Genomic DNA, 15,685 nt, shown 5'->3' on the forward strand with positions numbered 1-15,685 from the left:
CCGGAGAGAGCGGCGCTCTCAAAAGGGGTGCACCCCGACCGGTGCGGCCGGTGGTGGGCCGTAGCCCTCGGCCAGGCGCTGGTGGTAGGTCTCGCGGTCGATGACCTCCAGGCCGACGATCTCCCAGGGCGGGAGTTTGGCGGTGGAGCGGTGTTCACCCCACAGGCGCAGGGCGACGGCGGCCGCGTCGTGGAGGTCGCGGGCCTCTTCCCAGTAGCGGATCTCGGCGTGGTCGCCCGCGTATCTGCTGGTCAGTAAGAAGGGGTGGTCGTGGGCGAGTTGTTCGAGGCCGCGCCGGACCTCTTTGAGCGGGGCCTCGGCGCCGGAGACGCTGAGGGTGATGTGCCAGAGCCGGGGGGTGTCCCCGGGCTGTTCCCGCTCCTCGCTCTGCGTGATGTCGGCCCCCGTGCCCACGCTGGTCAGGGTCCGCCCGTCCTCCCCCACGGCCCTGCGGGCGTGGGTTCCCCCGACTCGGGGCGCCGCCCCCGGGCGTGCTCGTCTCACCGGCGGCCTCCTGTGATGCTGTGATGCGATGTAGTGCCCCCGCGAGGTCACCCCCTGCGAGTACCCAGCAACAAAGTTGACCAGCCCGGGGCGGCGCGCGGGGCGGTTTTCGTGAAGGTGTCCGGCCGAAGGCTGGACTTTCAGCCGTTTCAGGGGTGCAGCACGACCAGATCGTCCCTGTGTACGACTTCGCGCTCGTACTCGGGGCCGAGTTCCTTGGCGAGTTCGCGGGTGGAGCGGCCGAGCAGCTGGGGGATCTCCTTGGCGTCGAAGTTGACGAGGCCGCGGGCGACGGCGTGTCCTGCGGTGTCGCGCAGTTCCACGGGGTCTCCGGCGCTGAACTCGCCTTCGACGGCGGCGATTCCGGCGGGCAGCAGCGAGGAGTGGCGTTCGACGACGGCGCGTACGGCTCCGTCGTCGAGGACGAGGTGGCCCTGCGGGGTGGAGGCGTGGGCGAGCCACAGGAGGCGGTCGGCGGAGCGGCGGCCGGTGGGGTGGAAGCAGGTGCCGGTGTCGCGTCCGGCCAGTGCGTCGGCGGCGTGGCTGGCGGAGGTGAGGACGACGGGGACGCCTGCGGCGGCGGCGATGCGGGCGGCTTCGACCTTGGTGACCATGCCGCCGGTGCCGACGCCCGCTTTGCCGGCGCTGCCGATCTGTACGTGGGCGATGTCGTCGGGGCCGTGGACGTCGGCGATGCGGGTGGTGCCGGGGGTGCTGGGGTCGCCGTCGTAGAGGCCGTCGACGTCGGAGAGCAGGACGAGGAGGTCGGCGCGGACGAGGTGGGCGACGAGGGCGGCGAGCCGGTCGTTGTCGCCGAAGCGGATCTCGTCGGTGGCGACGGTGTCGTTCTCGTTGACGACGGGCAGGGCGCCCATGGCGAGGAGTTGGTCGAGGGTGCGGTAGGCGTTGCGGTAGTGGGCGCGCCGGCTGGTGTCGTCGCCGGTGAGCAGGACCTGTCCGACGCGTACGCCGTAGCGGGCGAAGGAGGCGGTGTAGCGGGCGACGAGGAGGCCCTGGCCGACGCTGGCGGCGGCCTGCTGGCGGGCGAGGTCCTTGGGTCGGCGGCGCAGGCCGAGTGGCGCGAGTCCGGCGGCGATGGCGCCGGAGGAGACGAGCACTATCTCCTTCTCGCCGCCGCTGCGGGCTTTGGCGAGGACGTCGACGAGTGCGTCGACGCGGTCGGCGTCGAGGCCGCCGGAGGCGGTGGTGAGGGAGGACGAGCCCACCTTGACGACGATCCTGCGGGCCTGGGTCACGAACTGCCTTGCCACTGTCACACCGGCGAATCTATGCCAGGCCGCGCGGCGGGCGCGCGGCTATTCCGATCGCTGGACGGTCCGGGCGCGGGGCGGCCGGACGGGTCCGGGGTCTGTTGGAGGGGCCCACCGTGTGGCGAGGCCCCTCCCGTACGACTTCAGCCGCGCGGGTGGCGCAGCAGCCAGCCCTCCCAGGCGGAGGTGACCATCTCGCGGATGTCGCGGCGGGCCGCCCAGTCGAGTTCCTTGGTGATGAGCTCGCCGGAGGCGACGACGCGGGCCGGGTCGCCGGCGCGGCGCGGGGCGGTCTCGGGGGCGGGCTCGGTGATGCCGGTCACGTCGCGGATGATCTCGATCATCTCGGCGACCGAAACGCCTTCGCCGCGGCCGATGTTGAGGATGAGCGCGGCGCTGGGGTCCTGGGCGAGGCGGTGGGCGGCGGCGACGTGCGCGGAGGCGATGTCCTCGACGTGGATGTAGTCGCGTACGCAGGTGCCGTCGGGGGTCGGGTAGTCGTCGCCGAAGATCAGCGGCGCCTTGCCGTCGGTGAGCCGCTCGAAGACCATCGGGACGAGGTTGAAGATGCCCGGGTCGCCGAGTTCGGCGCTGGCGGCGCCGGCCACGTTGAAGTAGCGCAGCGAGGCGGTGGCCATGCCGTGGGCCTTGCCGACGGCGCTGACGAGCCATTCGCCGGCGAGCTTGGTCTCGCCGTACGGGCTCATCGGCAGGCATTCGGTCTGCTCGGTGACGAGGTCGACGTCGGGCATGCCGTAGACGGCGGCGGAGGAGGAGAACAGGAAGCGGCTGACTCCCGCGTCGGCGGCGGCTTCCAGGACGACCCGCAGGCCTTCGACGTTCTCGTGGTAGTAGTGCAGCGGCCGTTCCACGGACTCGCCGACCTGCTTCTTGCCGGCGATGTGGATGACGCCGTCCACGTCGTGCTCGCGCAGGACGCGGTCGAGGACGTCCCGGTCGAGCACGGAGCCGCGCTCCAGGTGGACGCCTTCGGGCAGCCGGGCCGCGTCTCCGGTGCTGAGGTCGTCGAGGACGACGACCTGGTCACCGCCGTCGACGAGGGCCTTCACCACGTGAGATCCGATGTAACCGGCACCGCCTGTGATCATCCAAGTCATACGGACAGTCTAGGAGGTGCCCTCCGGCGCTCCGGCCGCGTGTGACTTTTCGTACGTACGCGACGGGTGTTGTCGTCTGCGCGGGCGGGCGTGCGAATGAGGCGTGCGGGAATCCCGCACGCCCCTGTTCGCTCCCGGTCCGCCCCGGCTCGGCGGGACGGACGGTGTGTCGGTCAGACGGTGCCCGCGCGCGGCGGGACCCTGGTCACCGCGGGGGCGGTGTTGAGGCCGAGGGTGACGACGGCGACACCCTGGCTCGCGCCCTGGACGACGGCGGGGGCGCCGACCATCAGGCCCGTGGACGCGTCGCCGTGGAGGGTGACTTGCTTGCCGCTGTCGAGGTATTCGACCGCGCCGGTGCCGGAGCGGGCGCCGAGCACGACGCCGCCGGTGGCGAGGTCCTGGCCGTCGACGAGGGCGACCGGGCCGTAGCCGCTGACCTTCTGGTCGGGCAGGTCGGTCCAGCGGCCCGCCTCGCCGCCGCGCAGCTGGGACACGTTGATCTGGTCGCTGGACGGCTTGGGGTAGGCGAGCAGCACGGTGCCGTCCTTGGCGGTGGCCACGTTCGGCGAGTCGCCGGGGCGGGTGCGCAGGTTGCGGGCGCCGCGCACCAGGGCGCCGCCGGCGTCCTTCTGCGTCCAGTGCTCGACCCAGCCGAAGGCGGAGCCGAAGACGTGGACGCGGCCGTCGCCGTCGACGGTGGCGCTGACGCCTTCCTGGATCTGGCCGCCGCCGGGCAGCTTCTGCCACGGCGACCACTTGCCCTGCTTGTCGCGTACGCGGGTGCTGATGCCCTTGGCGGCGTTGCGCACGAAGACGTGGACGGTGCCGTCGGGGGCGGCGACCGCGGTGGGCGGGCCGGTGAGGCGGGTGTGCCGGGCGTCGGTCTCGGGGTTGCCGAGGCTGATCCAGCGGTCCTCGAAGGCTCCGCCGGGCGTCTTCTGCTGGAGGAGGACTATCTCGCGGGTGTCGTCCGGGTCGGTCAGGCCCATGCTGGTGAAGCGCAGGCCGAAGACGAGGTGGCGGCCGTCTGCGGCGGCGACCGCGCTGAGCGCGGGCGCCAGCGGGCCGCCGCCGAGGTCCTCGGCCGCGCCCCAGCCGCCGCTGTAGGGGCCGGACTCGCGCCAGCGTGCGGCGCGGGTGCCGAGCACGGCGTACGCGGTCATCCGGCCGTCCTTGTCGAGGACGACCTTGGGTCCGGCGGTCGGGTAGCGCCGGTGGGTGGAGCGGACCCAGCCCTTCTTGGACTTGAGGACGCCGTTGAGGCCGACCGAGTAGTCGCCGCAGCCCGAGGCGTTGCCGCACTGCCAGCTGGAGGCGCCGCCGTAGTCGTTGAGGTACTCGGTCTTCTGGTGGACGGTGTCGCCCGGCAGGTTGTAGGGCCAGCGCTGGTTGTAGTAGCCGCGGTAGGCCTCGGTGAGGAAGCCGGGGGTGCGCGAGCCCTCGGAGCTGCCCTGGCCCCACTGGGCGAGCGCCCGCCAGGTGAACAGGGCGACGGCGGTGTGGTCGGGGTGGTCGGAGTAGCCGACCTGGTCGCTGCCGCGCGGGTGGAGCTTGTCGTGGACCTGGGCGTCGGGGTCCGGGTCGAGGGTGCGCACCAGCGTGGGCCGGTACTTGCGCATCAGGAACAGCAGCGTCTCGGTGAGGTCGTCGCGGCTGTAGGTGTACTTCTCCTGGACCGTGGACTCGGGGGTCGGCTGGGTGCGCAGGACGACGCCGGGGGTGTTCCACAGCTGGGTCATGCCGACCGAGCCGCGGCCGGTCTTCTCGTGCATCCGGATGCCGAGGAAGATCAGTTCGGCGCGACGGCCGTTGTACTCCAGCACGTTGAGCTCGGCCGCGCGTCCGCCGGGCAGCTTGACGACGGTGCGGTTCCAGGGCGTGAACAGGGTCGCGCCGAGCATCCGGGCGTACGCCTGGCGCAGGCCCTGCTGGCGCGCGGAGACGTAGGCGGGCACGTCGGGGCGGGCCTTGGGCTCGCCGGGTGCCTGGTTGACGCCGTAGGAGCCGCCGCCGGTGACGTACACGGAGACGACGGGGACATTGCGCTCGATCGTGTGCAGCGTGTCCGGGTTCATGAAGAACAGGTCGTCGTCCGGGTGCGCCAGGATCGCCATGGCGAGCGGGTTGCCGGGGGCGTCGAAGCTGCTGCGGCGGTCGACCGGCAGCAGCGACACCGGCTTCGGTGGTTGACTGGTGACCGCCGCGCCTCTCGCCGACGGGTGGGAGCTGTCGCATCCGGCGATCGCACCGGCTGCCACTACCCCCGCCATCGAGGCCAGCACGGTACGCCGGGACGTCACTTGGCGTCCCATGTTCGACCAGCGTCCCATGTCCTTCTCCCACTCCCCGCTTCACGTTCATCTGCGATCAAGCAGACCGCCATCCGAGGAGAGGGAGGAAACTTCGTTTGGGTTCCACTCGATGAAGCAATCGTGATGCATCGATAGAATTACGAAGCAACTTGCCGATCTTACGCAATCTTGGCAGCATGCAACGCTGACCATTAGCCCAGACGAGAGCTAGGTTCACCGTGAGTGACTCACTGCTGCCCTATGCGGTGGGCGCCGCCAAGCGGGCACGCCGCGCGGCAGTACGTATGCGCCGTCGTGTCGAGCAGATGCATACCGTACCGGCCATCGACGGCGTCAAGCCGCGGCCGCTGCTCCAGGCGGTGCACTTCTCGGTCTCCGGTGGACGCACCCTCAACTTCGCGGTGGCCTTCCCGCGCCGTGCCGAGGCCATCAGCGCGGCTCACCTGGAGTTCTCCCGTGGCCGCCGGGTCGTGCACGTCGACCTGGAGCAGGAGCCGCAGAGTGACGGAACTCTCCTTCTGACGGCCACCTCTCCGCTGCGCCACGACGATCCGTCGGAGACCGCCGTGCGCGGTCCGCTGCTGTCGACCGGCACCTGGCGCATGGAGGTCGTGGTCACCGGGAGTGACGGCCGTGAGCTGCGGGCGAAGATCTCCGCGGCCCCTTCCGCCTCTTCCGACTCCCTGGACGGCCCGACCCTGTCGACGTCCCCGTCGCCGACCAGTGGCGCGATCTTCCGCCCGGTCCGCTCGGTCGACGGCCGCTCCATGCTGAGCGTGCGCGGGCCGCGCCACCACGCCGAGCTGACCTCGTTCGAACTGCGCTGGGACCGGGTCGTGGTGCACGGCCGGCTCATCGCGGGCCGCGCCCCGGTGTCGGAGTACACGGCGGAGGCGGTGCTGCGGCGCAGCAGCAAGTCGGTCACGGCCCCCGTCGAGTGGGACGGCGACCGCTTCACCTTCGACGTACCGCTCGCCGCGATGTCGGTGGGCCGCACCACCCGCACCTGGGACATGCATCTGAAGACCGGCGGAACCCGGCTGAAGATCACCCGGCGGCTGACCGATGTGCGTTACCCCAAGCAGGTCTACCGGACACCGTTCCGTATCGTCGCTCTCGACAACGGCTCGCTCGCGCGGGTGCACGCCTACGTCACCCCGGCCGGCGTGTTCGCCGTGTCCTGTACCGGATTCGGAACCGCCCCCCGTGGCGCAGAGGAAGTTGCATGAAGATCACGTTTCTGCTCACCTGGGGCGACGAGATGGGCGGCACCGAGATGGCCGCCTACACCCAGGCGATCCATCTCGCTCCCCGGCACGACGTCGAGGTGCTGAGCGTCTTCAAGACCCGTCCGGAGCCGTTCTTCGCGGCCGCCCAGCAGGTCAAGCGGCGCTATCTGGTGGACAGGACGGAATCGTACGGCCGCCCGGTGCGCACCAGCGCCCTGGACGAGAGCGCCTGCCGCACCCTGGAGTCGCTGCCCAGCGAGCTGATCAAGCCGTCCTGGGAGTCCACCTTCGACCGGCTCTCGGACATCGAGATGACGGCCGCTCTCGGCTCCCTCGACTCCGACGTGCTGGTCACCACGACCCCGGCGCTGATGGCGGCGGCCGCCGAGCTCGCCCCCGCCCGGGTGATCACCGTGCACCAGGAGCACCGCGCCTCCCAGCTGCGCGGCGTCTCCGGTGAGCCGCTGCTGGTCTACGGCCCGCGCATCGACGCGCTGGTGTCGCTGACCGAGCGCACCAACGACTGGTTCTCCGACTCGCTGCGCGAGGCGGCCCCCGAGCTCGCCGCGATCCCCAACGCGGTGCCCGACGGCTACCGTCCGCGCGCCGACCTGGAGTCCAAGACGATCGTCCTGGCTGCCCGGATGACCCCGGAGAAGCAGCTGGACCACGCCATCCACGCCTTCCAGCGCATCGCCGCCGACTTCCCGGACTGGCAGCTGCGGATCTTCGGCGACGGCCCGCAGGAGGTGCGGCTGCGCCGCCTCGTCGAGGGCCTGGGCATGCACTCGCGCATCGAACTGGTGGGCCGCTCCTCGCAGATGGAGCAGGAGTGGGCCAAGGCCAGCGTCTGCCTGCTGCCCTCGCGCAACGAGGCGTTCCCGCTGGTGCTCCTGGAGATGTTCGCGGCCGGCGTGCCGGTCATCGCGTACGACATCGTCACCGGGCCCGCCGAGATCATCCGCCACGACGTCGACGGCCTCCTGGTGCCGCCCGGCGACATCGACTCGCTGTCCGCCGCCATGGCCCGCCTGATGGGCGAGGACGAGACCCGCCACGCGTTCGGCAAGGCCGCCCGCAAGGGTGTGTACGAGCGGTTCGGCGGCGAGGAGATCACCGCCCGCTGGGAGCAGCTGTTCGCCAAGCTGGTGGCCCGCCGCGACAGCCCCGAGCGTCTGGCGCAGCGCGCCGACCGCACGGCGCTGCGCATCGCCGCCGGTGGCACCCGCAGCTTCAGCGTCGCCGCCCCCGTCTCGCACATGGCGAACTCGGCGGACGAGCAGAAGGCCCGCGAGGTGATGCTCCAGGCCCAGGACCGGACCCTGATCCGCTCCGCCGGCCGTCTCGCCGAGCAGCGCGACGACCTGTCGGGCCCGGCCATGGCGCAGATCAACCTGGAGATCACCGCGAAGGTCCTGGAGGACGCGGGGATCCCGTACATCCTGCTGCGCCACGACGCCGGTGTCGCCCACCGCGTCGCCGTGCCCGTCGAGCAGCGCCGCCAGGTGATGGAGGCGATGGCCACCGCCCTGCACGGCAAGCCCGTCTACGCCGAGCTGGTCACCCCGCGCGGCTCGGCTCCCGGCGCGGTGCTCGCCGAGCGGCTGCGTGAGGTCGGCGAGGTCGCCGGGCTGCGCGTCTTCAAGCCGGTCACCTCCGAGAGCCGCACGCTTCGTTACGGGCCCGCCTACGGCTGCAGCCTGGAGTTCTGGGCCGAGTCGGAGGAGGACGGCTGGCGCGAGACCCCGCGTCTGACGACCCTGCTCGGGCGCCGGCTGCCGAACCTTGAGGCCACCGCCAAGCTGCGGGTCGGCGACCGGGATTACCCGACGCTCGCGCAGTTCACCAAGCAGCTGATGTGGGACGTGGACTACCCGGTCGACGTCGTCTACACCTGGGTCGACGACACCGACCCGGCGTGGCAGCAGCGCCGCGACACGGTGCGCCGGGCCCACGACATGCCGACCGACGACGCCGACAGCGGCGACGTCCGGTTCCGCAACCGCGACGAACTGCGGTACTCGCTGCGCTCGTTGGAGATGTTCGCGCCCTGGGTGCGCACCATCTACCTGGTGACCGACGACCAGACCCCGGACTGGCTGGACACCACGCAGCCCGGCATCAAGGTGGTCAGCCACCGCGAGATCTTCAAGGACGCGGCGTGGCTGCCGACGTTCAACTCGCACGCCATCGAGAGCCAGCTGCACCACATCGAGGGTCTGGCCGAGCACTTCCTGTACCTCAACGACGATGTGTTCATCGGCCGTCCGCTCAACCCGTCGTCGTTCTTCCTGAGCAACGGCGTGGCGAAGTTCTTCCGCTCGCCGACCGCCGTGCCGCCGACCGAGCCGTCCCCGGACGACGAGGGCTACTTCGCGGCCGCGAAGAACAACCGGGCCCTGCTTGAGCAGGCGTTCGGGCGGACCGCGACGACCAGCTTCCTGCACGCGCCGCACCCGCTGCGCCGCAGTGTGCTGAGCGAGATCGAGGACAAGTTCCCGGACGAGGTGGGCCGCACCGCCGCCAACCCGTTCCGCGCCAACTCGGACCTGTCGATCACGTCGTCGCTGCACCACCACTACGGCTACCTGGTCGGCAGCTCGGTGCCGTCGGCGATCTCCTGCAGCTACATCAACGTGGGCAACTACGAGCACCACACGGTGCTGACCCGGCTGCTGGCCGAGCGCGGCCACGACGTGTTCTGCATCGGCGAGTCCGCCGACGCGGAGGTGTCGGTGGAGGAGCAGGACCGCGTACTGCGGGCGTTCCTGAGCGCGTACTTCCCGGTGAAGTCGCGGTTCGAGCGCGACTGACGCGCCTGTCGCGTCGGATACGAGTAAGGGGCTCGGCCCGGACCATCTGGTCCGGGCCGAGCCCCTTATCTCTTTACGTCTGTTACCGCTTCTCGAACGGGCTCGGGACCGGGAAGTACGCGTCCAGGAACGGCGTGATCAGGTCCTTCTGCTCATGCACGTCCGACTCCGTGGAGACCGTGTCGTTGACGCAGAACACCGTCTTGTCCCGGTTGGCGAGCAGCCGGCCGAGCCGCGTCTCGGTCCACGGGTGCGTCAAGTCCAGGTAGGTGTACGGGAGTTCGGAGGGCAGGGCGCGCTGCGTGTGGTACGCGTAGTAGTGGTGCAGCGAGGAGGAGATGGAGATGTCGTCCTCGGAGCGGAACCGGCTCGCCTCGGTGTAGCGGTACTCCGGCTCGAACTCCGTCTCGATCTCGGTGAGCAGGCTGCGGCGCAGCGGGTGCGGCATGTGCTTCATCTTCTGCACGACCACCGCCCCGTACCGCTCCTCGATCAGCCGGCGGTTGTTCTTTCCGGCGGCCGCGACCGGCGGGTCCTCGGGGCTGCGCGCGCCCAGCGGGACGAGCGCGGGCGACGGGAAGAACTTGGTGAGGCCGCTGGAGAGGAAGAAGTCCTGCGGGGTGACCTCGTTGCCCAGCATCACGTCGTCGTTGAAGTACAGGAAGTGCTCGGCAAGGCCGTCGATGTGGTGGAGCTGGCTCTCGATGGCGTGCGAGTTGAAGGTGGGCAGCAGGCCCGGGTCGCGGAAGATCTCCTTGTGGCTGACGACCTTGATGCCGGGCCGGGTGGTGTCCAGCCAGTCGGGGGTCTGGTCGTCGGTGACGAGGTAGACGTTGCGCACCCAGGGTGCGTACATGTGCAGCGAGCGCAGCGAGTAGCGCAGCTCGTCGCGGCTCAGATAGCGCGCGGCGTTGGCGGACTCGGCGTGGTAGGTCTCGCCCGCGAACTGGGCGCGGCGGCGCAGCCAGGCGGGGTCGGCGCCGTTCACCCAGGTGTACACGACGTCGATCGGGAAGGTGATCTCGTCGGTGGGGTGGATGGCGAACTCGGCGCGAGTGCGGACCAGGGCAGCGTCGGGGGCCTGGCGCGGGGCGAGGTGGGTGAAGTACGCCTCGGAGACGACGGCGGCGGGCCCCTCGGCGGGCAGGCTCTCGGCGAGCTTGCCGACGCGCGGCGGCACCAGCTCGCCGTCCTCCTCGTGCCAGAACTCGACGTCGCAGCCGTAGGTGTTGCCGAGGACGAGGCGGTGCGTGGGGTCCGTGCGGTACCAGGTGACGCGTACGGTCCCGGCGCTCTTGAACCGCTTCCAGGTGGCGTCCTCGTACCCCGGAAGGGAGGTCTCGGGGACCGGGTTGTTGCCCTTGACGTGGGTGACGTAGCCGGGCTGGTCGCCGCAGAGCGCTTCGAGCACCTTCAGTACGGCGGTGCGGTCGTCCTCGCGGACGGCTACGGCGGCGGCGGTGTCGGAGCGGCCGCGTACGCAGAAGTGGTCGAGACCGGCGGCGTGCAGGGCGCGCAGCACGGTGTCGAGGTTGGCGCGGCGCGCCTGGAGCGGGGTGACCCCGGGGATGACGAGGGCGACCTTGGGGTCCTTGCCGACGTGCACGACCGCGCGGTCGTCCCCGGCGGCGAGGCTCTGGTAGCGCTTGGTGACGCGGGCGGCCCGCATCTTCTCGGCGACGGCCGCGCCGCCCGCGATGCGCATCTTCACACGGCGCCGCATGTCCGCGTCGACCTGCGAGACGATCGCCTTGCGGACGCTCTCGGGCACGGCGCGCCGGTAGACCCCCAGCAGTCTCGGTGCCTCGGGATTACGCACGGGGGGCTGCTCCTTGACGTTCGGTGGACATCGTACGTTTGCTGAACGTGTCCAGTATGCCGCCGGGGTGTGCGCCGCCGGACGCGGGGTTTTACCCCCACCCCGCCCCTTCCCTGAAGCCCTTGGCGGGCGGCCAGGTTCGTCGTCTGCGGGCCGGTGGGGGCTTGTCGCGCAGTTCCCCGCGCCCCTAGGAGGGCCCGAAGGGCCCATTAAAGGGGCGCGGGGAACTGTGCGAGCAACCCAGCACGATCCGCAGACGGCCCTCTTGGGCAACCCACCCGCTGCCGAGCCGAGCCGACCGGCTAGAACGGGTTGAAGTCGTCGAACTCCTGCTGGGCCTCGTCGCGCTCCGCGTCGCGGTCGCGGCGGCGCTGGGCGGCGGGGCGGGGGGCCTCCAGGCGGTGGTCCTCGCCACGGCGGCCGAGCATCTCCGCGCCCGCCATCATCGTCGGCTCCCAGTCGAAGACGACCGCGTTGTCCTCGGAGCCGATGGCGACGCCGTCGCCCGCGCGGGCACCGGCCTTCATCAGCTTGTCCTCGACGCCGAGGCGGTTGAGGCGGTCGGCGAGGTAGCCGACGGCCTCGTCGTTGTTGAAGTCGGTCTGGCGCACCCAGCGCTCCGGCTTCTCGCCGCGCACCCGGTAGACCTCGGCGGCCTCGTCGTAGGTGACCGTGAAGCCCGCGTCGTCGACCGCCTTGGGGCGGATCACGATGCGGGTGGCCTCCTGGACGGGCTTGGCGGCACGCGCCTGGGCCACGATCTCGGCGAGCGCGAAGGAGAGCTCCTTCAGGCCCGTACGGGCGACGGCCGAGACCTCGAAGACCTTGTAGCCGCGCTTCTCCAGGTCTCCGCGGATCATCTCCGCGAGGTCCTGGCCGTCCGGGATGTCGATCTTGTTGAGCACGACGATGCGGGGCCGGTCGTCCAGGCCGCCGTACTGCGCGAGCTCCTCCTCGATGACGTCGAGGTCGGAGACGGGGTCGCGGTCGGACTCCAGCGTCGCGGTGTCCAGCACGTGCACGAGCACCGAGCAGCGCTCGACGTGGCGCAGGAACTCCAGGCCCAGGCCCTTGCCCTGGCTGGCTCCCGGGATGAGGCCGGGGACGTCCGCGATGGTGTAGACGGTGGAGCCCGCGGTCACCACGCCGAGGTTCGGGACCAGCGTCGTGAACGGGTAGTCCGCGATCTTCGGCTTGGCGGCCGACAGCACGGAGATGAGGGAGGACTTGCCCGCGCTCGGGTAGCCGACCAGGGCCACGTCGGCGACGGTCTTGAGCTCCATGACCACGTCACGGGCCTCGCCCGGCTCGCCGAGCAGCGCGAAGCCGGGGGCCTTGCGCCGGGCGGAGGCGAGCGCCGCGTTGCCGAGGCCGCCTCGGCCGCCCTGGCCCGCGATGAACGTGGTGCCGTGGCCGACCAGGTCGGCGAGCACGTTGCCGTCCTTGTCGAGGACGACGGTGCCGTCCGGGACCGGCAGGACCAGGTCCTGGCCGTCCTTGCCGGACCGGTTGCCGCCCTCGCCGGGCGCACCGTTGGTGGCCTTGCGGTGCGGGCTGTGGTGGTAGTCGAGGAGCGTGGTCACGGCCTGGTCGACGACCAGGATGACATCGCCGCCACGGCCGCCGTTGCCACCGTCGGGACCGCCGAGCGGCTTGAACTTCTCCCGGTGTACGGAGGCGCAGCCGTGGCCTCCGTTACCCGCGGCGACGTGCAGCTCGACGCGGTCCACGAAGGTGGTCATGGTTACTTGCCTCCAGAACGTACGGGAATGTCTCTTCTGTAACACGCGAAAGGCGGACCCGCTTCCCGTACGGCATCCGTACGGGAAGTGAGGTCCGCCTCACGAGAGAACCGGTCAGGCGACCGGAACGATGTTCACGACCTTGCGGCCACGGTGGGTGCCGAACTGCACCGCGCCGGCCTGCAGGGCGAACAGCGTGTCGTCGCCACCGCGGCCGACACCGGCGCCCGGGTGGAAGTGGGTGCCACGCTGGCGGACCAGGATCTCACCGGCGTTGACGGTCTGACCGCCGAAGCGCTTCACACCGAGCCGCTGAGCGTTGGAGTCGCGACCGTTCCGGGTGGACGATGCGCCCTTCTTGTGTGCCATGTCTCCTCAGTCCCTTACTTCGCAGCCGCGGGGATGCCGGTGACCTTGATCGCCGTGTACTGCTGGCGGTGGCCCTGGCGACGGCGGTAACCGGTCTTGTTCTTGTACCGAAGGATGTCGATCTTGGCACCCTTGTGGTGGTCCACGACCTCGGCCGTGACCTTGATGCCGGCCAGCACCCACGGGTCGCTGGTGACAGCGTCGCCGTCGACAACGAGCAGGGTCGAGAGCTCGACCGTGTCGCCAACCTTGGCAGTGGAAATCTTGTCAACCTCAACGATGTCGCCGACAGCAACCTTGTGCTGGCGACCACCGCTGCGCACGATGGCGTACACGCGGATCTCTCTCTCGCTCGGAACGGAAACCCCTGAAGCCAGCCGCGTCACACGGGCGAACCCGTGATGATCCGGAATGGACGAGCGGCCTCTCCCCGCAACCACGAATGATCGCCGGGAGGGAGGTGCTCAGAGGCGGGCGCGCATGGAAACACGCCGAGGGTCAAGGTTACGGGGGTGGCCGCGAGGGGTCAAACCGGGGTCGGACGGAGGCTGAGGAGAGGGGTAGCGAAAGGGGGCGGGCGGCGGACCCGTGGTAACCCGCGCGGGCGTCCCTGATTCAATGAACACTCGTGTCCTTGCGTTCGTTGCTCTCCATGCCCCGCATGCTCCGCCACGGCTCGTCCGTGGGCGCGGACCTGCCGCCCGACGAGGCCGTCACGCTGGACGCCCCGGACGGCCCGATGCGCGACGCGCTGGCCGCCGTGCACGCCGGGGACCACGGCCCCGCCGCCGCCCTGCTCGCCGGGACCCGCCTCGGCGCGGAGTGGGAGCGCCGCAGTACGTATGTGGCCCAGCTCGCCGCGGCCGCCCTGCACAGCCCGCACTGGCTGGACGCCTGGCTCACCGAGTCGCCCGAGGACCCCGACGCGGTGCTGGTCAAGGCCGAGCTCTGCGTCCACCAGGCGTGGGAGGTGCGCAGCGCGGCGCGGGCCAAGGACGTGGGGCCCGAGCGGTTCCAGGCGTTCTTCGCGCTGCTCGGCGACGCCGTGCCGGTCGCCTCCGCCGCCGCCCGGCTCAACCCGACCGACCCGGTGCCGTGGCAGATCGCGCTCACCCACGCCCGGGGCAGCCAGGCCACCCGCGAGGTGTTCGACGCCTACTGGGCGGAGGCCACCGCCCGCTCCCCGCACCACTACGGCTGCCACGCGGCGGCGCTTCAGTACCTCTCCGAGAAGTGGTACGGCTCGCACGTCGAGATGTTCGCGTTCGCCGAGCGGGCCGCCGAGAGCGCGCTGCCCGGCTCCAAGCTGCACGCGCTGCCGCTGCTCGCGGCCGTCGAGTACGTGGTCGCCTCGGACGATCCGGCCCGCCAGAGCCCGATCGAGCGCCCCCGCATCGACGCGGCGGTGGAACGGGCCCTGGAGCTGTCCGCCTGGTACGAGCCGGGCGACCCGGAGGCCGCGGACTTCCGCAACCACCTCGTCCTGATGCTGATCCTGCACGAGCGCTGGGCCGAGGCCCTCGATGTGTTCCGGGCGATCGGGGTGCGGGCGCGGACGTATCCGTGGGCGTATCTGGGCGAGCCACGCACCGAGTTCGTGGAGCTGCGCTCGGGCGTACGGATGCAGCTCGCCTCCCGTACACCGTTCTTCTCCCGGCCCCGGCGGCCCGCCACCCGGCCCGGCGCCACACGGCCCGCGAGCTCCGCGCTGCGCTCGCTGGCGATAGCCGCGGCCCCGCCGCACCAGGTCGCCGAGGCCGCGCTGATGTGCGGCGTCTCGCTGCGGATCGCGCCCGCGCGGACGGGGATGAGTTACGTCGAGCTCGTCCCGGACCCCTCGCCCGGGCGGCGCGCGGCGCTGGCCGGTGACGACCGGCTCACGGCCGCCGCCGACAGCTTCACCACGGGCGAGAAGTGGCCCGCGCTGGTGCTGCGCCGCACCGAGTCGCGGTACGGCCTCACGCTGCTGCAGAAGGGCCGGGAGACCGCCGCGCACCAGTGGGACCCGGCGGCCCCGGTCACCGACCACACGGCGGCCGCCGCGACCGCGCAGGCCCTCGCGGCGGCGTTCTTGGTGCCGGACGCGCGGCCGCTGGTGACGCTGCTGCGGGGCGCGGACTCCCCCGCCCGCCGCCAGGCCGACGTCCTGGCAGCCCTCGGCCTGCCGCCGCTGCCGCCCGGCTTCGGCGAGCGCGACGAGGTCCTGAGCACCGCCCCGGGCGCCCAACTCCTGGCCCGCCGGGGTGTGTTGCGCGGCATCCGCGACTCCCTGTCCACGGACCTGGGCACCCCGACGCTCCCGATCCCCCGCCCCCGCCGCTGGTGGCACCTGCGCCTGGCGGCCCTGACGATCCTGCTCCCCGCGTCGGCGTACGCCTGGACAACCCCGGACCCGTACCGCGCCACAATCCCGACCCTGGCGTCGCTGTACCTGACGAGCCAGTTGCGTACGGCCTGGCGCGGCCGACGCGCGTAACGCATCGGTGAACGCCGAAGGCCCGGCCC

At 71.4% G+C, this 15,685-nt stretch carries 11 protein-coding genes; 3 read left to right on the top strand and 8 right to left on the bottom strand.

Going from position 1 to position 15,685, the window contains the following annotated elements:
• Positions 1-18: 18 nt before the first annotated feature.
• The 4 genes from BG418_RS34890 to BG418_RS34905 form a co-directional block, all read right to left on the bottom strand.
• Positions 19-504 (bottom strand): hypothetical protein, encoded by a 486-nt coding sequence (locus tag BG418_RS34890; RefSeq protein WP_188278068.1) that lies wholly within the window; start codon positions 502-504, stop codon positions 19-21.
• A gap of 149 nt (positions 505-653) precedes the next feature.
• Positions 654-1,781: a glutamate 5-kinase gene (proB, locus tag BG418_RS34895; protein ID WP_317453862.1), complete on the bottom strand. Its 1,128-nt coding sequence runs from the start codon at positions 1,779-1,781 to the stop codon at positions 654-656.
• Positions 1,782-1,918: 137 nt separating this feature from the next.
• Positions 1,919-2,893: a UDP-glucose 4-epimerase GalE gene (gene galE / locus BG418_RS34900; RefSeq protein ID WP_188278069.1), complete on the bottom strand. Its 975-nt coding sequence runs from the start codon at positions 2,891-2,893 to the stop codon at positions 1,919-1,921.
• A gap of 173 nt (positions 2,894-3,066) precedes the next feature.
• Positions 3,067-5,226, bottom strand: a complete 2,160-nt coding sequence (locus BG418_RS34905) for a PIG-L family deacetylase (RefSeq protein ID WP_188278070.1) — start codon at positions 5,224-5,226, stop codon at positions 3,067-3,069.
• Between the two features lie 200 nt (positions 5,227-5,426).
• Here BG418_RS34905 and BG418_RS34910 point away from each other — a divergent pair, with 200 nt between their 5' ends.
• Both BG418_RS34910 and BG418_RS34915 read left to right on the top strand, forming a co-directional pair.
• A complete protein-coding gene (locus BG418_RS34910; RefSeq protein WP_317453863.1) occupies positions 5,427-6,437 on the top strand; it encodes a hypothetical protein in 1,011 nt (336 codons plus the stop codon).
• Complete coding sequence (locus BG418_RS34915; protein ID WP_188278071.1) at positions 6,434-9,250, top strand: stealth conserved region 3 domain-containing protein; 2,817 nt, start codon at positions 6,434-6,436, stop codon at positions 9,248-9,250. Before BG418_RS34910 ends, BG418_RS34915 begins: the two co-directional genes overlap by 4 nt.
• 82 nt (positions 9,251-9,332) lie before the next feature.
• Here the strand turns inward: BG418_RS34915 and BG418_RS34920 are convergent, their stop codons facing one another.
• The 4 genes from BG418_RS34920 to rplU form a co-directional block, all read right to left on the bottom strand.
• Entirely contained in the window at positions 9,333-11,069 is a 1,737-nt protein-coding gene (locus BG418_RS34920; protein WP_188278072.1) for a stealth family protein, read from the bottom strand.
• A 302-nt stretch (positions 11,070-11,371) separates the two neighbouring features.
• The gene (gene obgE, locus BG418_RS34925) at positions 11,372-12,811 is read right to left on the bottom strand and encodes a GTPase ObgE (RefSeq protein WP_188278073.1); all 1,440 of its coding nucleotides are present in this window, start codon (positions 12,809-12,811) and stop codon (positions 11,372-11,374) included.
• Positions 12,812-12,925: 114 nt separating this feature from the next.
• Positions 12,926-13,180, bottom strand: a complete 255-nt coding sequence (rpmA, locus tag BG418_RS34930) for a 50S ribosomal protein L27 (protein ID WP_049715810.1) — start codon at positions 13,178-13,180, stop codon at positions 12,926-12,928.
• A 14-nt stretch (positions 13,181-13,194) separates the two neighbouring features.
• On the bottom strand, positions 13,195-13,515 hold the full coding sequence (gene rplU / locus BG418_RS34935) for a 50S ribosomal protein L21 (RefSeq protein ID WP_015033583.1): 321 nt from the start codon (positions 13,513-13,515) through the stop codon (positions 13,195-13,197).
• A gap of 317 nt (positions 13,516-13,832) precedes the next feature.
• Between rplU and BG418_RS34940 the strand changes: the two genes are divergently transcribed.
• A complete protein-coding gene (locus tag BG418_RS34940; RefSeq protein ID WP_223185827.1) occupies positions 13,833-15,656 on the top strand; it encodes a hypothetical protein in 1,824 nt (607 codons plus the stop codon).
• Positions 15,657-15,685: the final 29 nt, after the last annotated feature.

The sequence above is a fragment of the Streptomyces sp. CBMA152 genome, assembly GCF_014596475.1.
Taxonomy (GTDB): Bacteria; Actinomycetota; Actinomycetes; order Streptomycetales; family Streptomycetaceae; genus Streptomyces.

What these genes read in the sequence shown, in the direction of transcription:
- rpmA (WP_049715810.1), bottom strand. Translation starts at nt 13,180, where the DNA reads ATGGCACACAAGAAGGGCGCATCGTCCACCCGGAACGGTCGCGACTCC.
- BG418_RS34915 (WP_188278071.1), top strand. Translation starts at nt 6,434, where the DNA reads ATGAAGATCACGTTTCTGCTCACCTGGGGCGACGAGATGGGCGGCACC.
- obgE (WP_188278073.1), bottom strand. Translation starts at nt 12,811, where the DNA reads ATGACCACCTTCGTGGACCGCGTCGAGCTGCACGTCGCCGCGGGTAAC.
- BG418_RS34940 (WP_223185827.1), top strand. Translation starts at nt 13,833, where the DNA reads ATGCCCCGCATGCTCCGCCACGGCTCGTCCGTGGGCGCGGACCTGCCG.
- galE (WP_188278069.1), bottom strand. Translation starts at nt 2,893, where the DNA reads ATGACTTGGATGATCACAGGCGGTGCCGGTTACATCGGATCTCACGTG.
- BG418_RS34905 (WP_188278070.1), bottom strand. Translation starts at nt 5,226, where the DNA reads ATGGGACGCTGGTCGAACATGGGACGCCAAGTGACGTCCCGGCGTACC.